The 21,863-nt window shown below is 70.0% G+C and carries 22 protein-coding genes; 13 read left to right on the plus strand and 9 right to left on the minus strand.

All coding sequences use genetic code 11. From position 1 onward, the window contains the following. The first annotated feature begins 21 nt into the window (after positions 1 to 21). From odhI to Q0Z83_RS03745, 5 genes are all read left to right on the plus strand, one after another. Complete coding sequence (gene odhI / locus Q0Z83_RS03725) at positions 22 to 471, plus strand: oxoglutarate dehydrogenase inhibitor Odhl (RefSeq protein WP_093611657.1); 450 nt, start codon at positions 22 to 24, stop codon at positions 469 to 471. A gap of 68 nt (positions 472 to 539) precedes the next feature. Continuing rightward, on the plus strand, positions 540 to 1,208 hold the full coding sequence (gene ftsR, locus Q0Z83_RS03730) for a transcriptional regulator FtsR (RefSeq protein ID WP_317792357.1): 669 nt from the start codon (positions 540 to 542) through the stop codon (positions 1,206 to 1,208). A 98-nt stretch (positions 1,209 to 1,306) separates the two neighbouring features. Continuing rightward, positions 1,307 to 1,771, plus strand: coding sequence for a bifunctional nuclease family protein (locus tag Q0Z83_RS03735; protein WP_092540989.1), 465 nt, complete (start codon positions 1,307 to 1,309; stop codon positions 1,769 to 1,771). A gap of 173 nt (positions 1,772 to 1,944) precedes the next feature. Beyond that, positions 1,945 to 2,493 carry a MerR family transcriptional regulator gene (locus Q0Z83_RS03740; protein WP_317792358.1) on the plus strand — a complete coding sequence of 183 codons (549 nt, stop codon included), beginning with the start codon at positions 1,945 to 1,947 and terminating at the stop codon, positions 2,491 to 2,493. 39 nt (positions 2,494 to 2,532) lie between these two features. After that, on the plus strand, positions 2,533 to 4,794 hold the full coding sequence (locus tag Q0Z83_RS03745) for an excinuclease ABC subunit UvrA (protein WP_317792359.1): 2,262 nt from the start codon (positions 2,533 to 2,535) through the stop codon (positions 4,792 to 4,794). A 3-nt stretch (positions 4,795 to 4,797) separates the two neighbouring features. Here Q0Z83_RS03745 and Q0Z83_RS03750 read toward each other — a convergent pair whose 3' ends face one another. Beyond that, complete coding sequence (locus tag Q0Z83_RS03750) at positions 4,798 to 5,589, minus strand: alpha/beta fold hydrolase (protein WP_317792360.1); 792 nt, start codon at positions 5,587 to 5,589, stop codon at positions 4,798 to 4,800. Between the two features lie 106 nt (positions 5,590 to 5,695). On the opposite strand from Q0Z83_RS03750, the gene Q0Z83_RS03755 reads away from it, so the two are divergent. Then, positions 5,696 to 6,691: a sigma-70 family RNA polymerase sigma factor gene (locus Q0Z83_RS03755; protein WP_317792361.1), complete on the plus strand. Its 996-nt coding sequence runs from the start codon at positions 5,696 to 5,698 to the stop codon at positions 6,689 to 6,691. An 11-nt stretch (positions 6,692 to 6,702) separates the two neighbouring features. Here the strand turns inward: Q0Z83_RS03755 and Q0Z83_RS03760 are convergent, their stop codons facing one another. Further along, positions 6,703 to 7,053 carry an STAS domain-containing protein gene (locus Q0Z83_RS03760; protein ID WP_317792362.1) on the minus strand — a complete coding sequence of 117 codons (351 nt, stop codon included), beginning with the start codon at positions 7,051 to 7,053 and terminating at the stop codon, positions 6,703 to 6,705. Positions 7,054 to 7,310: 257 nt separating this feature from the next. Next, the gene (gene asnB, locus Q0Z83_RS03765; protein ID WP_317792363.1) at positions 7,311 to 9,251 is read right to left on the minus strand and encodes an asparagine synthase (glutamine-hydrolyzing); all 1,941 of its coding nucleotides are present in this window, start codon (positions 9,249 to 9,251) and stop codon (positions 7,311 to 7,313) included. A 156-nt stretch (positions 9,252 to 9,407) separates the two neighbouring features. Here asnB and Q0Z83_RS03770 point away from each other — a divergent pair, with 156 nt between their 5' ends. Further along, on the plus strand, positions 9,408 to 10,112 hold the full coding sequence (locus Q0Z83_RS03770; RefSeq protein WP_317797023.1) for a response regulator transcription factor: 705 nt from the start codon (positions 9,408 to 9,410) through the stop codon (positions 10,110 to 10,112). Next, positions 10,109 to 11,911 carry a sensor histidine kinase gene (locus Q0Z83_RS03775; RefSeq protein WP_317792364.1) on the plus strand — a complete coding sequence of 601 codons (1,803 nt, stop codon included), beginning with the start codon at positions 10,109 to 10,111 and terminating at the stop codon, positions 11,909 to 11,911. The genes Q0Z83_RS03770 and Q0Z83_RS03775 overlap by 4 nt, the downstream gene beginning before the upstream one ends. Before the next feature lie 127 nt (positions 11,912 to 12,038). On the opposite strand, the gene Q0Z83_RS03780 is transcribed toward Q0Z83_RS03775, so the two are convergent. Further along, positions 12,039 to 14,525 carry a DEAD/DEAH box helicase gene (locus Q0Z83_RS03780; RefSeq protein WP_317792365.1) on the minus strand — a complete coding sequence of 829 codons (2,487 nt, stop codon included), beginning with the start codon at positions 14,523 to 14,525 and terminating at the stop codon, positions 12,039 to 12,041. Positions 14,526 to 14,702: 177 nt separating this feature from the next. Here Q0Z83_RS03780 and Q0Z83_RS03785 point away from each other — a divergent pair, with 177 nt between their 5' ends. Next, positions 14,703 to 15,293 carry a DUF1707 SHOCT-like domain-containing protein gene (locus Q0Z83_RS03785; protein ID WP_317792366.1) on the plus strand — a complete coding sequence of 197 codons (591 nt, stop codon included), beginning with the start codon at positions 14,703 to 14,705 and terminating at the stop codon, positions 15,291 to 15,293. Here the strand turns inward: Q0Z83_RS03785 and Q0Z83_RS03790 are convergent, their stop codons facing one another. Together Q0Z83_RS03790 and Q0Z83_RS03795 are read right to left on the minus strand one after the other, a co-directional pair. After that, positions 15,294 to 15,911, minus strand: a complete 618-nt coding sequence (locus Q0Z83_RS03790; RefSeq protein WP_317792367.1) for a hypothetical protein — start codon at positions 15,909 to 15,911, stop codon at positions 15,294 to 15,296. After that, a complete protein-coding gene (locus Q0Z83_RS03795; RefSeq protein ID WP_317792368.1) occupies positions 15,911 to 16,192 on the minus strand; it encodes a WXG100 family type VII secretion target in 282 nt (93 codons plus the stop codon). Before Q0Z83_RS03795 ends, Q0Z83_RS03790 begins: the two co-directional genes overlap by 1 nt. A 158-nt stretch (positions 16,193 to 16,350) precedes the next feature. Here Q0Z83_RS03795 and Q0Z83_RS03800 point away from each other — a divergent pair, with 158 nt between their 5' ends. Both Q0Z83_RS03800 and Q0Z83_RS03805 read left to right on the plus strand, forming a co-directional pair. Continuing rightward, positions 16,351 to 16,671 carry a PadR family transcriptional regulator gene (locus tag Q0Z83_RS03800; protein ID WP_317792369.1) on the plus strand — a complete coding sequence of 107 codons (321 nt, stop codon included), beginning with the start codon at positions 16,351 to 16,353 and terminating at the stop codon, positions 16,669 to 16,671. After that, the gene (locus tag Q0Z83_RS03805; protein WP_317792370.1) at positions 16,668 to 17,678 is read left to right on the plus strand and encodes a hypothetical protein; all 1,011 of its coding nucleotides are present in this window, start codon (positions 16,668 to 16,670) and stop codon (positions 17,676 to 17,678) included. The genes Q0Z83_RS03800 and Q0Z83_RS03805 overlap by 4 nt, the downstream gene beginning before the upstream one ends. Before the next feature lie 21 nt (positions 17,679 to 17,699). Here the strand turns inward: Q0Z83_RS03805 and Q0Z83_RS03810 are convergent, their stop codons facing one another. The 3 genes from Q0Z83_RS03810 to Q0Z83_RS03820 all read right to left on the minus strand — a co-directional run bounded on the left by Q0Z83_RS03810 (position 17,700) and on the right by Q0Z83_RS03820 (position 19,926). After that, entirely contained in the window at positions 17,700 to 18,203 is a 504-nt protein-coding gene (locus Q0Z83_RS03810; protein WP_317792371.1) for a nucleoside deaminase, read from the minus strand. Between the two features lie 72 nt (positions 18,204 to 18,275). Continuing rightward, the gene (locus Q0Z83_RS03815) at positions 18,276 to 18,860 is read right to left on the minus strand and encodes a hypothetical protein (RefSeq protein WP_378078949.1); all 585 of its coding nucleotides are present in this window, start codon (positions 18,858 to 18,860) and stop codon (positions 18,276 to 18,278) included. Positions 18,861 to 19,065: 205 nt separating this feature from the next. Continuing rightward, a complete protein-coding gene (locus Q0Z83_RS03820) occupies positions 19,066 to 19,926 on the minus strand; it encodes a universal stress protein (RefSeq protein ID WP_317792372.1) in 861 nt (286 codons plus the stop codon). A 257-nt stretch (positions 19,927 to 20,183) separates the two neighbouring features. Between Q0Z83_RS03820 and Q0Z83_RS03825 the strand changes: the two genes are divergently transcribed. Then, on the plus strand, positions 20,184 to 21,419 hold the full coding sequence (locus Q0Z83_RS03825; protein ID WP_317792373.1) for a CASTOR/POLLUX-related putative ion channel: 1,236 nt from the start codon (positions 20,184 to 20,186) through the stop codon (positions 21,417 to 21,419). A gap of 128 nt (positions 21,420 to 21,547) precedes the next feature. Next, positions 21,548 to 21,856 (plus strand): hypothetical protein, encoded by a 309-nt coding sequence (locus Q0Z83_RS03830; protein WP_317797025.1) that lies wholly within the window; start codon positions 21,548 to 21,550, stop codon positions 21,854 to 21,856. Positions 21,857 to 21,863 lie beyond the last annotated feature (7 nt).

The following is a 21,863-nucleotide window of genomic DNA, read 5'->3' on the forward strand; positions in this document are numbered from 1 at the left end:
ACTGATCCGTGAGGTGGTCCGATGACGCGCCCAGACGACGAGTTCCCCCCGCTCGACGTCACGTCCACGCTGAACCTTGGCGCCCTTGACGAGGTGCTGGAGGGACCCGAGACGGACGTGGTTCCGAGCCGGATGGCCGGCTCGCTCCCCCCGGGGATGGCTCTGCTGGTGGTGCGCCGTGGGCCCAATGCCGGCGCCCGCTTCCTCCTCGATCACGATGTGACGACCAGCGGTCGGCACCCGGACAGTGACATCTTCCTCGACGACGTGACCGTGTCGCGTCGCCACGCCGAGTTCCACCGTGACGGCGGGACATTCACGGTTCGTGACGTCGGCTCGCTCAACGGTACGTATGTGAACCGGGAAAGGGTTGAAGCCGCGACGCTCAGCAATGGCGACGAGGTCCAGATCGGCAAGTTCCGTCTGGTGTTCATCGCCGGTCCGCGGCCGGAGGGCGAGGGCCGGGCGTGACGGCGTCGGGGGCGGCCGCGCGTGATCCGGGGGCTTCGCGCCCTCAGGACGGGCGTGAGGGTGCGCTGATGAGCATCGGGGAGGTGCTGGCCCATCTGCGCACCGAGTTCCCCGACACCACGATCTCGAAGCTGCGGTTCCTGGAGGCGGAGGGTCTGGTCGACCCGCAACGCACCGCCTCCGGGTACCGGAAGTATTCGTGGAACGATGTGGCCCGCTTGCGGTTCGTGCTGACCGCTCAGCGCGACCAGTACCTCCCCTTGCGGGTGATCCGGGAGCAGTTGGACCGGATGGAGAAGGAGCCGGTGGTTCCGCAGCGGCCCACGCTGGTGGCGGTGGGGACGCAGCAGGCCAAGGATCCGGCGGATTCGCGGATCCCGACGGCGGATCTGGTCGAGCGGACCGGTGTCGATGAGGCGCTGCTGGCCGAGCTGGAGCAGATCGGTCTGGTGACGGCTCGTCCGCCCGGGTGGTATGACGCCGATCAGGTGATCATCGTGGAGGCCGTGGTGGGTCTCACCCACTACGGGCTGGAGGTTCGTCACCTGCGTGCGTTCCGCAATGCCGCGGATCGTGAGGTGGGCCTGTTCACACAGTTGCTGGCACCGTTGGCCCGTCAGCAGGACCCGGCGGCTCGGGCGCGTGCCGTGGAGACCGCCCGTGAGCTGCAGGCGCTCTCGCAGCGGCTGCATGCGGCGTTGGTCCGGTCGGGTCTCCGGGGCGAGTTGGGCCGCTGATCACGCCGCCGTGCGGATCGGGTGCCCGTGGTGTGCGTGTACCGTGCAGGTTAGGGCGGCTGCGTAGCAGCCGAGACAATAACGACACGGAGGCGGCGGTGCGTGAGCTGAGCGTGGTCGGGGTCCGGGTGGAGCTGCCCAGCAACCAGCCGATCGTGTTGTTGCGGGAGGTGGATGGTGATCGTTACCTCCCGATCTGGATCGGGGCGGTCGAGGCCACCGCGATCGCCTATGAGCAGCAGGGTGTGAAGCCGGCGAGGCCGCTGACCCATGATCTCCTGCGTGACATCCTGGCGGCGCTGAAGGCGCCGTTGAAGGCGGTCGAGATCACCGAGCTGAAAGACAACGTCTTCTACGCCGATCTGCTGATCGGTGACAATCTGCGGGTGTCGGCGCGGCCGAGTGACTCGATCGCGCTGGCGTTGCGGGTGGGTGCGCCGATCCGCTGTGCCGACCAGGTTCTCACCGAGGCGGGGATCGTGATCCCCGACGAGCAGGAGGACGAGGTGGAGAAGTTCCGCGAGTTCCTCGACCAGGTGCGGCCCGAAGACTTCGCCGGGTGACACGAAGCCGGGTGACACGAAGCCGGGTGATATCGACCGGCGCCGTTCGTCCGTGCGCGGCGTGTCGAGCGGTTACCTCCATGTTTCGGCTGTGATTGAGATATACGCTCGTGAAGTCCAGGTGAACCGGCACACCGCCTAGATTTTGATCATGGGCGCGGGGAGGTAGTCGCGTGCACGAGCAACCTCTTGAAGGCCCTCTCGTCGGCGAGGACGGCGAGCTCGGGTACCGCGGGGTCACCGCCTGTCAGGCGGTCGGGATCAGCTATCGGCAGCTCGACTACTGGGCGCGGACCACGCTGGTGGTTCCGAGTGTGCGGGATGCTTCCGGTTCCGGTACCCAGCGGCTCTACTCGTTCCGTGACCTGGTCGTTCTGAAGGTGGTCAAGCGCCTGCTGGACGCCGGGGTGTCGTTGCAGAACATCCGTCGGGCGATCGAGACGCTGCGGTCGCGTGGCGTGGACGATCTGGCCGAGATCACGCTGATCTCGGACGGGACGACGGTGTATGAGTGTCGGTCCCCGGAGGAGGTCGTCGACCTGCTGCAGGGCGGCCAGGGGGTGTTCGGCATCGCGATCGGCGGGGCGTTCAAGGAGATCCAGGGTTCGCTGTCGCACCTGCCGGCGGAGCCCGCCTCGGGTCCGCAGCCGGTCGGCGCCGCGGCCGTCCCGGATGAGAACGACGAGTTGGCGGCCCGGCGGGCTCGGCGTCGCGCGGGATAGCGGTCGGAAAGTGGCCTTTATCGTGGCTACTGTCTGTTCGTGACCCACATCGCAGACAGCCACGATGTCATCGAGGTCCGCGGGGCCCGTGAGAACAACCTGCGGGACGTCTCGCTCGACATCCCGAAGCGGCGGTTGACCGTTTTCACCGGAGTCTCCGGCTCCGGCAAGTCGTCGCTGGTGTTCGGCACCATCGCCGCCGAGTCGCAGCGGATGATCAACGAGACGTATTCGGCCTTCCTCCAGTCGTTCATGGGCAGTCCGGCCCGCCCAGACGTGGACGCTCTGCACAACCTGAGCGCCGCGATCGTCGTCGACCAGGAGCGGATGGGCGCCAACGCCCGGTCCACGCTCGGCACGGCGACTGACGCGTACACCATGCTCCGGATCATTTTCAGTCGTCTCGGCGAGCCGGGTGCCGGCAGCGCGCTCGCCTACTCGTTCAACGCCGAGGGCATGTGCCCGAATTGTGAGGGCCTCGGCAAGGTCTCCAGCCTCGACCTGGACCAGCTCGTCGACCGTTCGAAGTCGATCAACGAGGGCGCGATCACGGTTCCGAACTTCAGCGTCGACGGCTGGTACGTGCGCGGCTTCGCCGAGTCGGGCCTGTTCGACCCGGACAAACCGGTCGGCGACTTCACCGCGGCGGAGCTGGACGACTTCCTCTACAAGGCGCCGATCAAGATCAAGGTCAACGGCATCAACACGACGTACGAGGGACTGGTCGTCAAGGTGCAGCGGATGTACCTGACGAAGGAACGTGAGTCGGTACAGCCCCACATCCGGGCGTTCATCGACCGGGCGGCCACCTTCGCGGCCTGCCCCGACTGTCGCGGCACCCGGCTGAAACCGGCTGTGCTGGAGTCGCGGATCGACGGCCGCAACATCGCCGAGTGCTCGGCCATGCAGGTCAGCGACCTCGCCGAGTTCCTGGCCGGGATCACCGCCCCGGCGGTCGGCCCGGTCGTGGCGAACCTGCGGCAGACCCTGGACTCCCTGGTCGAGATCGGTCTGGGCTACCTGTCGTTGGACCGGGAGTCGGCGACCCTGTCCGGCGGGGAGGCGCAGCGGGTCAAGATGGTCCGGCACCTCGGGTCGAGCCTGACCGACATCACGTACGTGTTCGACGAGCCGACGGTGGGCCTGCACCCGCACGACATCCAGCGGATGAACGGCCTGCTGCTGCGGCTGCGGGACAAGGGCAACACGGTCCTGGTCGTCGAGCACAAGCCGGAGACGATCGCGATCGCCGATCACGTGGTGGACATCGGTCCCGGTGCCGGTCCGGCCGGCGGGCGGATCCAGTTCGAGGGTGATGTCGCGGCGTTGCGGGCCTCGGGCACCCTGACCGGGCGATGCCTGGGCCATCGCGTCGCCGTCAAAGACTCGGTACGGCCGCATACCGGACAAATACCCATCCGGAACGCGTCAACCCATAATCTGCGGGACGTCTCGGTCGACGTGCCGACCGGGGTGCTCACCGTGGTCACCGGGGTCGCCGGATCCGGCAAGAGCTCCCTGATCCACGGTTCGCTGCCGCAGCGTGCCGGCGTCATCGTCGTCGACCAGTCGGCGATCCGCGGGTCCCGGCGCAGCAACCCGGCCACCTACACCGGGCTGCTCGACGCCGTCCGGACCGCCTTCGCCAAGGCCAACGGCGTCAAGGCCGCCCTGTTCAGCGCCAACTCCGAAGGCGCCTGCCCGAACTGCAAAGGCATCGGCCTGGTCTACGTCGACCTGGCGATGATGGCCGGCGTCGCCGGCGTCTGCGAGGAGTGCGAGGGCAAACGCTTCACCGCCCAGGTCCTCGAATACCGGCTGCGCGGCCGCGACATCAGTGAGGTTCTGGCCATGCCGGTCAGCGAGGCCCTGGAATTCTTCACCGAGAAGGCGGCCCGCGCCGTCCTGGAACGCCTCAACGCCGTCGGGCTGGGCTACCTCACCCTCGGCCAGCCGCTCAACACCCTGTCCGGCGGCGAGCGGCAGCGCCTCAAACTCGCCGTCCACATGGGCAGCGGCGCCGCCACCTACCTGCTCGACGAACCCACGAGCGGCCTGCACCTGGCCGACGTCGACCAACTGCTGGCCCTGCTCGACCGGCTCGTCGACACCGGCAACACGGTCATCGTCATCGAACACCACCTGGCCGTGATGGCCCACGCCGACTGGCTCATCGACCTGGGCCCGGGCGCCGGCCACGACGGCGGCAACGTCGTCTTCACCGGCACCCCGGGCGAACTCGTCGCCAAGTCCGACACCCTGACCGCCCAGCACCTGCGCGACTACATCGCCATCGATTAGCGGTTAGGCCTTCTCGTCCAGGAAGGCCAGGGCCGTGGTCGCGAACAGCGGGGAGTCGATGATGTCGTAGTGGGTGGTGCCGGGCAGGATGGCGAGGGCGTGCCCGCCCTTGGGCCGGCCGTCACCCGTCCAGCCGCCGTCCCGGAGGCCGCCGTCGAGCAGGGCGAAGATCTCCACGAAGTGGCTCGGCGGCACCATGTCGGCGTCGGCCCCCATGACCAGGGTCGGCACCCGCAGGCCCCGCACGTCGTCGGTGTGGTCGAAGTCCCGCCGCATGGTGTCGCCGATCTTGTCGAGCAGGCGCGGGAAGTCCTCCGGGCGCGGCGCCACCCGCGCGTACAGCTCGTACATCGGGGTCTCCTTCATGAACTCGGCGGCGGCCGCGTTGACCTGGGCCTGCTGCGCCAGCAGGTCCGGGTAGAACGCGTCACGCCGGATCCCGGCCGACGTCGACACCAGTTTGCCGACCTTCTCCGGGTGGCGGATCGCCAGCTGCAGGCCGACGCCGCCGCCGAGGGAGAACCCGACGACGTCCGGCCGGTCCAGACCCAGGTGGTCGATCAGCGCCGCGATGTCGTCGGCCATCAACGCGTAGTCCACCGGCCGGTCGATGTCCGCGGTCCGGCCATGCCCCTGCAGGTCGGGCAGGATGACCTGGTGGTTCTCGGCGAACACGGCCAGGGACGCACCGAACATCTCACCCGAGCCGAGGCCGCCGTGCAGCAGCACCAGTGGCCGGCCGCTGCCGTGCGTCTCGTAGTACAGGTTGATCCCGTTGACCTCGGCGTAGCTCATGACGACTCCCTCACGCTCTTCTCGACATCGCCTACATCGGGTGGACCGGGCCCGTACCGGAAACTCATCGCTGCCGTGCGAAAAAATCCGCGGTAGGTTCGGGCGCGTGAGTGACGCGGTGACAGACACACCCATCGAGGCGCAGCTGGAACGGTTCCGGCCCGAGCTGATCGGCTACTGCTACCGGATGCTCGGCTCGGCCTTCGAAGCCGAGGACGCCGTGCAGGAGACCATGATCCGCGCCTGGCGCGCCCACGACAGTTTCGAGGGCCGCTCGTCGCTGCGCTCGTGGATCTACCGGATCGCCACGAACGTGTGCCTCAACATGGCCGAGGCCGCCCAGCGGCGGGTCCGGCCGATGGACCTCGGCCCGGCCGGCTCCGGTCACGCCACCGACCCCGGCGCCGTCCACCCGGAGAAGATCTGGGTCGGCCCGGTCCCCGACGAGCGGATCCTGCCCGAAGGCTCCGACCCGGCCAACCTGATCGCCGAACGCGAGTCGATCCGTCTCGCGTTCGTCGCCGCGCTGCAGCACCTGCCGTCGCGGCAGCGGGCCGTGCTGATCCTGCGGGAGGTGCTGGCCTGGTCGGCGCAGGAGGTCGCCGACCTGCTCGACACGTCGGTGGCCGGCGTCAACAGTGCCCTTCAACGCGCCCGGGCGACCCTGTCGGCCGCCACGCCTTCGGCGGGCGACACCTACCGGCCCCTCGACGCCGAACAGCGCGAGCTTCTGGCCCGCTATGTCAAAGCCTTCGAGGCGTACGACCTGCGCGCCCTCACCACACTGCTGCACGAGGACGCCACCCTGTCGATGCCGCCGCTGGCGCTGTGGCTACGCGGTCACGACGACATCCGCGCGTGGATGTCCGGCACCGGCAGCGGCTGCGAAGGTTCGCGCCTGATCCCGGTCGTCGCCAACGGCCTGCCCGCCTTCGGCCAGTACCGGGCCGCCGGCTCCGGCGACGGCCACGACCCGTGGGCGCTGATCGTCCTGGAGATCGCCGACGGCCGCATCGCCGCCGTCAACAACTTCCTCGACACGGCCCGCCTGTTCCCGCTGTTCGGCCTGCCGCCACACCTGCCCCCGACCGACCTGCCCTGACCGCCCTGATGTCAGTCCCGTCCGGCTCCCGCCGCTCCAGGCCGGGGCCGGACGGTCGTTTCGGGGGCCGGCAGTGTGTCGGGCGCGAGCAGTTCGGTGAGGCCGAGCAGCCCGAACAGCAGCCGCAGATCCGGGCCCGCGCCGACGACGACCAACCGACGCCCGTGCCGCCGGGCTGTCAGCCGCAGCCGGGCCACCGCCTCGACCGCCGCCACATCCGCCTCGGCCAGCCCACCGACGTCACATTCGACCAGCTCACCGGCCCGCCCGCGTAGCAGATCGGCCAGCCGGGCACACAGCTCCGGAATGTCGGCGCGGGCGACCACCGGACCGACCACGAACCGAACCGCAGAGACCCCCATGAAATGAAGGACCACCGCCGGCCCGGCAACTCATCGCAGGCGGCCGGGCCGGCTCCCGCGGAACCCGGCGGGAGGTCACCCCTCCGCCGCCCGACTACCGGGGGAGCACCCAGAGCGACGGCGAACCCGGCAGCGGGGAAGGCTGCGCGGCCTTGAAATCTCCCCGCTGCCGGGCTGTTCGTGGACAAGGCCGTGACCCGGTGCGGCACGACACCGGATGGCGGTCCGGGTGGAGGCGGCCGCACCGGGCCCGACGGTCAGCCGAAGACGTGCGACAGGCCCGGCTCCTGGCGCTGGGCCGGCACCATGCGGCTGGGCAGCGGGTTGTCGACCACGATCGACTTCTCCACGGCGATGGCGTGCCACAGGCAGAACATCGCCACCGTCCACACCTTCCGGGAGCGGTCCGCGCCGCCGGCCCGGTGCTCGGCCAGAAGGCCCCGCACGTACTCCAGATCGATCAGGTCACCGGCCTGCGACGTGGCGAGCAGGTGGTCCACCCAGTCGCCGATCGGGCCGCGCAGCCACAGCCGGGTCGGCGTCGGGAAGCCCAGCTTCTTGGCCGAACGCACCGACTCGGGCACGATGCCCTTCATCGCCTCACGCAGCGCGTGCTTGGTGGTGGTGACACCGGGCGGCAGCTTCAGATCGGTCGGCAGACCGGCGGCGGCCGCGTAGACCTGCTGGTCCAGGAACGGCACCCGCAGCTCCAGGCTGTGCGCCATCGACATCCGGTCGGCCTTGACCAGGATGTCGCCGGGCAGCCACGTGTGCAGGTCCACATACTGCATGGACGCGACGTGGTCGACGTCGGCGGTCTCCGCGTACAGGTGGGCGGTGATCGCCGTGTGCGGCTGCGACGTGAACCGCATGACCCGGGCCTTCTCCTCCGGGTCGAAGATCCGCGCGTTGCCGTAGTAGCGCTGCTCGATCGGGGTGGTGCCACGCTCCAGGAACGAGCGGCCCTTGACCCCCTCGGGCAGCACCTCGGCCAGGTGCTTCAGGCCCCGCTTCATACCCGGGGGCAGGCGATCGACCTTCTCCAGCGACAGTGGCTCGCGGTAGATCGTGTAGCCGCCGAACAGCTCGTCGGACCCCTCACCGGACAGCACCACGGTGACGAACTGCGACGCCGTGCGGGCCAGGAAGAACAACGGGATCAGCGACGGGTCGGCGACCGGGTCGTCGAGCAGCTGGATGATCCGCGGCAGATGGGTCAGCACGTCCTCGTCGGAGACGACCGTCGGGGTCAGCCGGATGCCGAGCTGATCGGCGGTGTCCTGGGCGATCTCGATCTCCGAGTAGCCCTGGGCGGCGAACCCGGCGGTGAACGCGTGCAGATCAGGCTTCTCCCGGGCCGCCAGCGCCGCGATCGCCGACGAGTCGACACCACTGGACAGGAACGTGCCGACCGGCACGTGGGCGTGCATGTGCGCGCGGACGCTGTCGGTCAGCGCCTCCCGGATCCTGGAGTACGCGTCCTCCGGCTCGACCCGCAGCGGCCGCAGCGACGGACGGAACCAGCGGTGCATCCGAACCCCGCCACCCGGCGTCCAGATGATCCGGTGACCCGGCGGCAGCCGCCGGATGTGCCGGTGCAGGCTCATCGGGTCGGGCACGAACTGGAACGTCAGGTAGTGCGCCAGCGACTCGGTCTCCAGAGCCGCGCCGGCCGGGGCCGCGAACGGGTCGAGAGCCTTACGCTCACTGCCCAGGAACAGCCCGTCAGCGGTCTCCAGCATGTAGAGCGGCTTGATCCCGAAGGCGTCCCGGGCCGCGTGCAGGGTGCCGGTGCGGTGGTCGTACGCCACGAACGCGAACATGCCACGCAGCCGGGGCAGGGCCGCCTCGCCCCAGTAGTGGAACGCCGCGGCCAGCACCTCGCTGTCACCCTCGGTAGCGAAGACCGCGTTGTGCTGCTGGATCAGCTCGGCCCGCAGCTCCCGGTAGTTGTAGATCTCACCGTTGAAGACGACGGTCCACCGGCCGGCGTAGCTCAGCGGCTGCACCGAGTGCTCCCGGTCGATGATCGCGAGCCGCTTGAAGCCGAACGCGAACCCGTCGCCGAACTCGATCTGGGTGTCGTCCGGGCCGCGGTGGTGCAGGGTCGCCAGAGCGGCGGCGAAGGCCTCGCGGAACGTGGCGTCCAGCGGCCCCGGGTCGGGGCGGCTGCTGACAAAAGCGCTCAGGCCACACATCGAAAGATCCTCCTCAACGATTCGAGGAGGCGACCGTAGGCCCCGACCTGTGAAGAACCTGTGCGGAAGCTGCCGAGAATGTGCGCGGCACGAATCCGGGATCTGATCTTCATAGGTTTCTCGCATTGTTGGTCGGCCTGGACAGCCTGGGACAGAATTCGAGCCGTGACCGCCCGCATCCTGGTAGCCGACGACGACCCGAAGCACGCCCAGCTGATCCGCCTCTACCTGGAAAGGGAGGGGCATCAGGTGCTGACCGTGGGTGACGGCCGCGCCGCCCTGGAGCAGACCCGGGCCCGCCGTCCCGACCTGGTCGTCCTGGACTGGATGATGCCGGAGGTCGACGGCCTCGACGTCTGCCGGATCCTGCGCGCCGACTCCGACGCCGCCATCGCCAACGTCGCGATCCTGCTGGTCACGGCCCGGTCCGCGGAAAATGACATGCTCCTCGGCCTGGACATCGGCGCCGACGACTATCTGAGCAAACCGGTCAGCCCCCGCGAGCTCACCGCGCGCATCCGGGCGCTGCTGCGCCGCACCCGCGGCAACGAGGCCTCCGAGATCCTGCGGGTCGGCGAGATCGAGGTCGACGCACCCCGATTCGAGGTACGGGTCAGCGGCGAGCCGGTGCGCCTGACGGCCAAGGAGTTCGGCATCCTGGAACTGCTGGCCCGCGAGCCCGGCCGGGTCTTCACCCGCGGCCAGATCCTCGACAAGACGTTCGGCTTCGAGAACGAGGTGTCCGAGCGCACCGTCGACGCCCACGTCGTCAACCTGCGCCGCAAGATCGAGGTCAACCCCGCCGAGCCACGGTACGTCCAGACCGTCTACGGGCGCGGCTACCGGATGGCCGAGCCGTGAGTTTCCGCCTGCGGATCTTCCTGCTCGTGCTGGTCGTCGCCGGTTCGGCGATCGGTGCGACCGCCTGGCTGACGTTGAGCCTGGCCTCCCACGAGGCGGCCCGGGTCGCTGACGCCCGCGACCGGCACGAGGCCGAGATCGTCGACGCGATCCGGCTGTTCGGCGTGCTCAACGGTCAATGGCTCGGCATCGACGAGGTGGTCGCCGGGCTGTCCGAGCAGACCGGCCTGCACATCCGGGTGGAGACCCGCGACGGCGACGTGCTCACCGACTCCGACAACCTCGAACGGCAGGCGGCCGGCCCGGTCCAGTTGTTGCCCAGCAACGTCGACCCGGTGCCGTCGCTGGACCCCGCCATCCAGGTCGCCGCCCAGAAGACCGGCGCGGCGATCGAGGCGAAACTGTCGGCCTCCGGCCGCCGCCCGGCCGCGACCCACCCGATCGCCGTGCCGACCCGGCCATTCCTGCCGGAGGACCTGTTCGCGCCGGCCGCGCTCACCACCGGTGAACCGTCGTCGCGGGCGCTGGCCCAGGCCGCGCAGTACCGTGCGGCCCTGATCGCGGTCCGCTGCATGGCCGAGGTCGGTGACTGGTCATCGGCACTGACCACCGACCGGCCACCATACCTCGACGACGAGCGCCTCAACGCCGAGCCGAAATGTGTCGAGGCGGGCATCTCCGCCGTCCACCGGGACGTCACGTGGCGCGACGAGTCCTGGTCCCGGATGGGCGACTGCGAGCTCACCGGGACCGGCTATGACAAGTGCCTGCTCCTCGGATTCCAGCAGGCCGTGGCGAGCCCGTCGGTCGTACCCGTGGAGATCTTCTTCGGCGCCCGGCAGGACCAGGACCTGGACGTGCTCCAGCAACCCGCACTGCTCGGCGCGGCCGCGCTGCTCCTGCTCGCCGCCGTCGGCACCGCCGGCATCGCCCGGCGGGTCAGCCGGCCGGTGCGGCTGCTCACCGGCGCCTCCCTGCAACTGGCCGCCGGCCGGCTGGACGTGCGTGTGCCGACCCGCGGTGAGGACGAGCTGGCCCGGCTGTCCGGGGCGTTCAACGCGATGGCCGAAGCGCTGCAGCGCAGCGAGGAACGCCAGCGGCGGCTGATCGCCGACGTCGCCCACGAACTGCGGACCCCGCTGTCGAACCTGCGCGGCTACCTCGAAGGACTCGCCGACGGGGTGATCGAGCCGTCGCCGGAGCTGTTCGCGTCCCTGCACGAGGAGACCCTGCTGCAGCGGCGCATCCTCGACGACCTGCAGGTCCTGGCCCTGGCCGAGGCCGGTGAGCTGGGCTACGACCCGGTACCGATGGACCTGTCCGAGCTGACCGAGATGGCCGCCACCGCGCACCGGGTGGTCGCCGGCAACGCCGGCATCGACGTCGTCGTCGACGCACCCGCTCCGGTCGAGGTGTGCGCCGACCCGGACCGGATGCGCCAGGTCGTCGGCAACCTGATGAGCAACGCGATCCGCTACACCGACGCCGGTGGCCGCGTCGAGCTGCGCGTCAGCCGCGACGGGCCGGACGCGGTCCTCACCGTCCACGACACCGGCGTCGGCATGAACGCCGACGAGGTCGCCCGCGTCTTCGACAGGTTCTGGCGCGCCGACCCGGCCCGGCAGCGCGCCACCGGCGGCTCCGGCCTGGGCCTGACCATCGTCCGCCGGATCGTCGCCGACCAGGGCGGCGACGTCACCGCCACCAGCGAGCCGGGCCTCGGCACCACCTTCACCGTCCGCCTGCCCGCGGTCACCGACATCGCCCGCCTCCTCGACCACCGACCACCCTCGCGCTGACCCGCGCCGGCTCGGCCGGACACCGGGGCGGCCATCTCCAGAGCGGCCCGGCGGGGCCGCCGTTCCGGCTCCACCGGGACGGCGAGGATCGTGCGCTCAGTGCGGGCCGACGGCGAGGATCGTGCGCTCAGTGCGGGCCGACGGCGGTGACCGTGATCGCGGCGGTGCCCGCCTCGTCGGACTCGGCCAGGTCGACGACCGCGTCGATGCCCCAGTCGTGGTCGCCTTCCGGATCCTCGAAGACCTGCCGGACGATCCACTGGGTGGCGCCCTGCTCGATGTGCAGGAACACCGGCCCGCGCGCGGCCGGGCCGGTGCCCAGCGTGTCGTACTCCTCGAAGTAGTCCTGAATGGCCTTCTGCCAGCGCTCCGATGTCCAGCCGTGCTCGGCGTCCATCTCGCCGAGCAGATCCCAGCGGCGCAGCGCGGCCAGCTCCACCCGCCGGAACATCGCGTTGCGCACCAGCACCCGGAAGGCGCGGGCGTTGCGGGTGACCGCCGGCGGCTTGTCGTCGATCCGGACCTCCTCCACGGGGGCGTCCGGGTTCTGCAGACGCGACCACTCGTCGAGCAGGCTGGAGTCGACCTGCCGGACCAGTTCGCCGAGCCACTCGATCAGGTCGGTCAATTCCTCGGTGCGGGCGTCCTCGGGCACCGTCTGCCGCAGCGCCCGGTACGCGTCGGCCAGATAGCGCAGCACCAGGCCCTCGGAACGGGACAGGCCGTAGAACGACACGTACTCGGTGAACGTCATGGCCCGCTCATACATGTCGCGGACCACCGACTTGGGTTTGAGCTCGTAGTCGGCGACCCACGGATGCCCGCGCCGGTACGTCTCGTACGCCGCGTCGAGCAGCTCCTTCAACGGCTGCGGCCAGGTCACGTCCTCCAGGAGCTGCATGCGCTCCTCGTACTCGATGCCCTCGGCCTTCATCGCGTTGACCGCCTCGCCGCGTGCCTTCTTACGCTGCTCGGAGACGATCTGCCGGGGATCCTCCAGGGTCGACTCGATCACCGAGACGACATCGAGCGGGTACTCCGGAGCCTCCTTGTCCAGCAGCTCCAGGCAGGCCAGGGCGAACGGCGACAGCGCCTGGTTCAGGGCGAAGTCCAGCTGCAGGTCCTCGACGAGCTTGTAAACGCCGTCATCGGTACGTTCGATGACGCCACCCGCGATGAGCGCCCGCGCGATCCCGACCGCCCGCCGGATGTGCCGACGCTGCGCCGGCCGGTCCTCGTGGTTCTCGGTCAGCAGATGCTTCAAAGCCGGGTACGGGTCGCCGCCCCGGTTCATCACGTTCAGCAGCATCGCGTGCGACACCTGGAACGACGACGTCAACGGCTCCGGCTCGGCCTCGACCAGCCGGTCGAACGTGGGCCGACCCCAGCCGATCTGCCCCTCCGGCGGCTTCTTGCGGACCACCTTGCGACGCTTCTTCGGATCGTCACCGGCCTTCGCCAGGGCCCGCTCGTTGTCGATCACGTGCTCCGGCGCCTGGATGATCACGGTGCCGATGGTGTCGTAGCCGGCCCGACCGGCCCGGCCCGCGATCTGGTGGAACTCCCGGGCCTTGAGCAGCCGCGTCTTCACCCCGTCATACTTCGACAGGCCGGTGAACAGCACCGTGCGGATCGGCACGTTGATACCGACGCCGAGCGTGTCCGTACCGCAGATGACCTTGAGCAGCCCGGCCTGGGCGAGGGTCTCCACCAGCCGGCGGTACTTCGGCAGCATGCCCGCGTGGTGCACGCCGATACCGTGCCGGACCAACCGTGACAACGTGCGCCCGAAACCGGCGGTGAACCGGAAGTTGCCGATCGCCGCGGCGATCTTGTCCTTCTCCTCGCGGGTGCACATGTTGATGCTCATCAGCGACTGCGCCCGCTCCAGCGCCGCCATCTGGGTGAAGTGCACGATGTAGACCGGCGACTGCCTCGTGGAGAGCAGCTCCTCGATCGTCTCGTGCAGCGGCGTCATCGCGTACTCGAAGATCAGCGGCACCGGCCGCTCCGCGTTGGCGACGACGGCGGTCTCCCGCCCGGTCCGCCTCGTCAGATCGTCTTTGAACCGGGTGGTGTCGCCGAGCGTCGCCGACATCAGGATGAACTGCGCCTGCGGCAGCTCGATCAGCGGCACCTGCCACGCCCAGCCCCGGTCCGGTTCGGCGTAGAAGTGGAACTCGTCCATCACGACCTGGCCGACGTCGGCGTCCGCGCCCTCGCGCAACGCCAGGTTGGCCAGGATCTCCGCGGTGCAGCAGATGATCGGCGCGTCCGCGTTCACACTGGCGTCACCGGTCAGCATGCCCACGTTCTGCGCGCCGAAGACCGCGCACAGGGCGAAGAACTTCTCACTCACCAGCGCCTTGATCGGGGCGGTGTAGAACGTCGTGCGGTTGTCGGCCAGCGCCGCGAAGTGCGCGCCGGTCGCGACCAGGCTCTTACCCGAGCCGGTCGGAGTGTTCAGGATGACGTTCGCGCCGGTAGCGATCTCGATCAGCGCCTCCTCCTGGTGCGGGTACAGGGTCAGGCCCTGCTCCGCCACCCACGATTGAAAGGCGTCGAAGACTGCGTCAGGTTCGTTAGAGCCCGGGAGGCGATCGGTCAGCGTCATGATCGGTCAAGTGTGTCAGCTCGCCCCGAACGCGGCGTACAGGGGACCGGCGATACTCCCGGCCACACCCAGGATCGACGCGACCACGGCGACGGCTGCTCCCAGTTTTCGCATGAGGCGCACTCTGCCCGGTCACGGTTGCGAGGACGGTTGCCGCCGGGTTGTAGCGTCACCGGCGTGGTGCTTCCAGTGCCGGCGCCGATCTCCGACGGCGACCGCGAACGGGTGGCCGAGCTGCTGCAGCAGGCGTGCGGCGACGGGCGGATCACCCTCGAGGAGTTCAGTGTCCGCGTCGGCGCCGCATGGGCCGCGTCCACCGATGTCGAGCTGGCCCGGGTCACCGACGGCCTCGCACCGACTCCGGTGGTGGGCGCCGCCCGTACCGTCGAGAAGGTCGTCACCGTCCTCAGCCAGCGCAAACGCCGTGGCCGATGGCGGCTGCGATCCGGGCGGCTGAGCACCTTCACCCTTTTCGGCGGCACTCACCTCGACCTGCGTGACGTGATCACCGGCGCCGACGAGATCGAGATCGAGGGCACCTGCCTCTTCGGTGGGCTCAAGGTGATCGTGCCGGAGGGCGTCGAGGTCGAGCTCTCCGGCACCAGTGCCCTCAGCTCCGAGGAGCTTCGGCTCGCGGCGGTGCCGCGACTTCCCGGCACACCCATCATCCGGGTACGGGTGAACGCCTGGTTCAGCAGTGTCGAGGTGAAGTCACGCCGCCCCGGCGACGGCGTCCGCGAATGGATCGCCGACACCCTGGGCCTGTAGCTACTCGGTGACCGACGGCGTGGGCGGCGGGCCGCTGCGCTGCTGCACCACGTGGGCCTGCTCGTGAGCGAGCAGCCCGTCCCGTAGGACGGCCCCGGCACCGCCGACCACGTCACCGGGCCGGATCATCGGCTGGGCCTGTGCCACCGACTGCCGGACCCGGGCGATCGACCGGGCGGTCGTCATCATCGTGCGCGCCTGGGCGACCTGCTGCATCGCCAGCGTGTAGGCCAGGCGCTGCTGCTGGTGGATCACCGGATCCGGCGAGTACGGGTCGAGGATCATCGTGCCGGCCACGATCAGGCCCTGCGCCGAGGCCATCTGCCGGGCGGCCAGCATCGTGGTCTGCGCGCCGGTCAGCATGTCGGCGTACTGCGACATGGTCAGCGCCGTCGCGTCGATCTCGGCCCGCAGTGCGTCGGCCCGGACCGCGGCCGTGCCCATCCGGATGCTGAACGTGCTACCCGCCGAACCCAGCCAGCCGTGCCGGGCCTCGTCACCGGCGGCCCGCAGCGTGGTGGCGGCGCCGTCCACCTCTGATCCGAGCCGGGCACGCAGATACTGGGAACCGGCGTAGAGCGTCGCGGGATTGCCGTCCAGGCGGGTGTCGATCGGCATCATCGGCTCCCCGAGATGTCGCGGGCATTGGTGAGATCCCCGTCGGCGTACGCCTGATTGGCCTGGAGGACCCGGTCGGCGGCCTCGTCGAGGCCGCCGGCGAGCGCTGTCGCGTTCTGCACCAGCCTGGTGATCAGGTCTTCGAAGATCGGGGTGTCGGTGCCGGCGTCGGGTGCGCCGGGGCCGCCCTCGCCGGCGGCCCGCAGCGTGCCGCCGGAACGTCGCAACTGGTCCGCGATCCCTTCGAGCGACAGCGGGTCGACGTGCAGTCGATCGGTCATGACGGTTCGGCTCCTCCCAGATCGGACGCCCGGGTGTACACGTGGACCTTCGAACCGGTTCAACCACGCATCGACATTTCTCGGTGACCGTCGGTAGGTTCACCTTTCTCTGCGACTAGCCCTATGCAGAACTAGAAATAGGTTCTAGGGTTCCGGGCGTGACTTCGCTGCGCATGACGACGCCGCGCCTGCTGACGCTGCGCGTCCTCCTCGGACAACCCGACGAGGAACGGTACGGCCTGAGCGTCGCCCGGGAAGCGGGCCTGGAACCGGGCACGATCTACCCGATCCTGGTCGCCTTCGAGACCGTCGGCTGGCTGACCAGTCGGGAGGACGACGTCGACGTGCACCTCGAGGGCCGGCCCCGGCGCCGGTACTACCGGCTCACCGCGGACGGGATCGTCGCCGCCCGCGAGGCGCTCGCCGCGGCCGAGAAACGACGCGGTGCCCGTGCCGGCGCCCGGAAACTCGCATGGTGACCCGGCCGACGGCCGTGCAGCGGATCGCCGTGGCGACGCTCGCCCGGCTGCTGCCCACCGGCTTCCGCGACCGTCAGCGCGCCGAATGGTCGGCCGACCTGCTCGAACTGTCCCGGCGGCAACGCGTGCGCTATCTGCTGTCGGCCGCCTGGACCCTGCCCGAGTTGCGAGCGGCCGTCCGGGCCGGACGGCCGGTCTGGTGGTCGCCGGCCGGTCTGCGGGCCGGCCTCGGCCGTCCGGGCACGTCCGGCGTCGTCGCGATGGCCGTCGTGGCGGCGGTGCTCGGCGCGATCTTCGGGGCGGCGGCCGCCACCCGGATCGGCTGGGAGTACGCCCGCCCGCTGCCGTCCGGCCCGGAGGCCGCAGCGCTGACGCGCACGGCTTTCCCGGGGATGACCGTGACCAGCCAGGAGGACGCGGCGTTCTGGGCCGACGATCCGGACGACCGCAGCGTGTACGGGGGTGTCATCTACTCCGTCGACCATGCGGGCATCGAGGTCCCCGGCGTGACACAACGGCTGAACGCGGCCGGCTGGCAGACCGTCCCGCACCTGTACCCCGACATGGAACCCTCGATGTACGGCACCGACACCCGGATGGAACGTGACGGGCTGGTGCTGATGTACAACACCCGCAGTGCCTCCTTCACCGTGACACGGGCCGTTCCGTCCTGGATGGGAGGGGTCGCCGCGGCCGGGGCGGCCGTCGGTGCCCTACTCGGCTGGCTGCTGGTCGGCTGGGCCGGGCGGCGCGCCCCGGAGGGGACCATCGCCGGCCAGTTGAGCAGCCTGATCGTCTGGCCCAGCGCGTTCCTCATCCTGCTGTGGCAGACCGGTGCCTTCCTGTACCGGGAGTTCGGCTGGACCAGCGGCGACGCGTTCTTCCTGCAACTGCTCTACCTCGCCGAAGACCTGTTCCTGTTCTCCTGGGCGGCGGGAACGGCCGTCGTCGCGTTCACCGTCGTCGCCGTCCTGAACCGCTGGCCCCAGATCGTCCAGCACCAGTAGATCCAGCACCGGTAGGTCAGGTCAGGCGGGGCCGGCCAGCGCCTCGGCGTACCGGCGCAGGTGGGGTTTCGTGGTCTGGGCCGCGTAACGCCGGAACTGGTCCCGGCACTCGGGCAGCCGGAGGCCGCCGGTCAGCGACGGAAGCGGGAAGAAGATGCCGTCCTGGGTGCCGGGCCGCCAGACCGCCGGGATGCCGGCCGCCCCGTCGTCCGGGGCGGCCAGGCCGTAGAAGACGTCGGACACGCCCAGGGTCAGGGCGGTGCCGAGGCACATCAGGCACGGCTCCATCGTGACGCCGAGCCGCAGTGGCTGCTCCCGGCGGGTCCAGCCCAGGCGTTCGTCGGCCTCGATCATCGCCAGCAGGTCGGCGTGCACCAGGCGCCGGCCCCGGGATCGCTCCGACGTGTAGCCGCGCCCGATCACCTCGTCGCCCATCACGACGACCGCGCCGATCGGCATCTCACCGGCCCGTAGCCCGTCCTCGGCGGCGTCCAGGGCCAGACCGACCAGTTCCTCGGGTGTCATCCGGCCCATGCTGTCACAAACGCGAAGCCCGGCCGGGGTGTCCCGGCCGGGCTTCCGCGTTGCGACGCTCTCTCAGATGAGCCAGCGGTTCTTCTGGACCAGCGGGAGCTTGGCCCACCAGCGGCCCAGGCCCCAGGTGTGTCCCGCGTAGGTCAGGGCGACCACGACGGCGGTGAGGCCGTAGACGACGTGGTAGTCGACGAGCGGGTTGGTCGACCGGGTGGCCTCGCCGGCGCTGGTCTGCTGGGCGAGCGGCCATTCGGCGGCCCACATGAAGGCCATCATCAGGCCGGCGGCGACGGCGGCGATCCGCAGGCCGATGCCGAGGATCAGCGCGACGCCGACCCCGAGCAGGCCCAGCATGAACAGCCAGTCGGCCCAGGCGGCTCCGGCGATGCCGTGGAAGAAGCTCTCGAACGGTCCGACCGCGACTCCGCTGAGGAATCCCTTGGTCGGCGATCCGCCGTTGATCCAGGCCTTGGCGGCCGGAGTCGCGTACCCGAATCCGAAGGTCTTGTCGAGAAAGGCCCAGAGAAAGACGAAGCCGGTGGTGATCCGCAGCGCCGCCAGCACCCGGGCGGCAGTGTGCGTGATCATCGAGCCGGGAGCCTCGACCTGTTCGAGCTGGGCGATGTTGTGGCGGGCGGTGGTGGCCATCTGGTCCTCCTCCAGACGATGTCTTCACCCATGACTCTGCTCCGCCGTGGACATCGACGCCTGTGCCGAAGACCCCCTCCTCGTACCGCGAAGGTCCTGCCCGTTTCGGGCCCAACGGCCCCCGCCGTCCGACACGAGAAAAGGCGGCCGGCTCTCAGCGCTGTCCGGGTGGACCGGAGACAGCGCTGAGAGCCGGCCGCGGGGGTCAGCGGTCCAGCAGGACCGGGCAGTCGGCGTGGTGCAGCAGTTGCAGGCCGGTCGAGCCGAGCAGGGTGCCGGCCAGCGTTCCGTGGCCGTGGCTGCCGACGACGACCAGTTGCGCGCCGTGGGAGACGCCGGACAGCACGGCCGCCGGACTGTCGTGCGAGAGCAGCGCCTCGACGGCGACGTCCGGGTACTTCTCACGCCACGGGGCGAGCTGCTCCTCGAAGCGCAGGCGCTCGATGGCGTCCTGCTCCGGGGTGGTGACGTCGACGGCGGTGAACCCGGCCACGTAGACCGGCAGCGCCGGCAGGTAGGTGCGGATCACGGCGAGCCCGGTCCGGCGGGCGGCGGCCTGCTCGAAGGCGGTCCGCAGTACCCGTTCGGCGGTGGGGGACTCGTCGAACCCGACGGCCACCGGGCCGTCGGTGACGTCGCCGCGGCCCCGGATCACCACGACCGGGCACTTCGCGTGGACGGCCACCCGCTGACCGACCGAGCCGAGCAGCAGACTGGCGAACCCGCCCCGGCCCCGGCTGCCGAGCACCAGCAGGTCCGCGTTGTCGGCCTCGGCCAGCAGCCGGGACGTGGGGTTGCCGACCAGCACGTCGATCTCGGCGGGCAGGTCCGCGACGATCTCGTGGGCCAGCGCCACCCCGCCCCGGGCGATCCCTTCGGCGGCCTTGCGTGCCTCGCTGAACCGGCCGGTGCCGAACTCGTACCGGGTCTCGGCCCACTCCCAGTCCAGAACGTGGGTGACCCGCAGTGTGGCGCCGCGCCGGTCCGCCTCCCGGGCCGCCCACCGGACGGCCGCCCTGCTCGATTCGGTGCCGTCGGTGGCGACGACGATGGTTCCGGTCAGCATGGCTCCTCCTCGGTCCGCTTCTCCCTCGATTCCACGCCTGTCGATGGGGTGCCGTGCAGGGCGTGCGGACCCGTCACGGCGGGACTTAAGGGTTCTCCGGTGATGACCGATGAGCAGGCCATGGACAGGATCACCACCAGGGAACGGCTCCGCTACTGGTTCGACGGCATCATGTCCCGTGGCCTGGTCGCGCTCGTCGGTGCTGGAGAGCGACCACACCCTGATCCTGGGGGTGGAGTTCCAAGGTCGTCCCGATCGTGGAGGACGGCGCCGACCCCGACTCGGTGGTGATCAAGATGGCGCTCGCGCTGACCGACAACCCGCGCCGCAAGACCGGCCGTTACCACATCGTCGGCGAGATCCAGCAGCCCGGAAACCTGGAGGCCGCGCGGCTGGTCGGCCGGGACGAGGCGAACTGGGTGCTCACCGAGGACCTGATCAGCCGGATCACCGTGCAGACCAGCCGGCAGAGCGGCCTGAGTGTGGTCTACACCGAGCTGCTCGACTTCGACGGCGACGAGATCTACTTCACCGAGCAGCCGTCGCTGGTCGGCAAGACGTACTTCGAGACCCAGCTCGCGTTCCGGCAGTCGTCGGTGATCGGGTTCATCGCCGACGGCGAGGTGCTGCTGAACCCGCCCGCCGATCACGTGTACCGGGCCGGTGACCAGCTCATCGTCATCGCCGAGGACGACAGCACGGTGGCGCTCAGCGCTCCCGGCGCACCCGATGTGAGCGCGGTCGGGGCGGCCGGGCCGGTGGCCGCCCATCCGGAGCGGGCGCTGGTGCTCGGCTACAACAGGAGCCTGCACACGATCCTGGCCGAGCTCGACGAGTACATGGAGCCCGGCTCGTCGGTCACGGTGGTCACCGACGCCACGGTGCCGGCGCTGCGGTCGTTCGAGAACATGACGGTCACCCTTACCCCGGGCGACGTCGCCAGCCGGACCGTCCTGGAGGATCTGAAGGTCCAGGACTATCCGCACATCATCGTGCTCGCCGACAAGGACCACCCGGACCCGCAGCGGGCCGACGCGAAGTCGCTGATCACCCTGCTGCACCTGCGTGACCTGGCCGACGAGGCGGGCGTCCGGCTCAACGTGGTCAGCGAGATGCTCGACGACCGCAACCGGGAACCGGCCGAGGTGGCCCGGGCCGACGACTTCATCGTCAGCGACAGGCTGATCAGCCTGATGCTGTCCCAGATCTCGGAGAACGCCCAGCTCGCGGACGTGTTCCAGCACCTGTTCTCGAGCGCCGGCAGCGAGATCTACCTGCGTGTGGCGGCGCACTACGTGGCGCCGGGCGCGTCGGTCGACTTCTACACCGTGCTCGAGGCGGCCCGCCGGCGCGGCGAGACGGCGATCGGTTTCAGTCTGGCCGCGCATTCCCAGGACAAATCCCAGGGGTACGGCGTGACGGTGAATCCGGACAAGTCGGAGAAGCGGGTCTACGGCCCGAACGACAAGATCATCGTGCTGGCCGAGGACTGAGCCGGTTGACGGCGAATCGACAGGCGGGACACAGCACCGGCCGATAGTCATTCCTCTGTGGTTCCGCCGGGTGTGTCGAACAGGATCTTTCGGGCTTTGCCTGCCGATCATTGCGGTGAGTGACCAAGATGTCACAGGAGGGGTGGTGGTGCCGAATGGTGGTCCTGCTGGTGGCGACACTGGGCCTGATCGCCGCTGCCGCGCTGGCCTTCTGGCCGTCCCGTGACGAGCGGGCCGAACCGGACCGGGCCGCGACGGCGACGGAGACCGGGCACGCCGAGCCGACCGCCCCGAGCAGCCTGGAGGGTGTCCTCACCAGCCAGCTGATCGCCGGTGAGATCACCCGCTCGCAGTACCTGCGCGCGCAGGAACAGATCGCCGCCCGCGACGAGGAGCGCCACCCGATGAACGTTCCCTGGGATGATGCCCACTCCTGACGGGTGA

The organism is Actinoplanes sichuanensis (assembly GCF_033097365.1).
Classification (GTDB): Bacteria; Actinomycetota; Actinomycetes; order Mycobacteriales; family Micromonosporaceae; genus Actinoplanes; species Actinoplanes sichuanensis.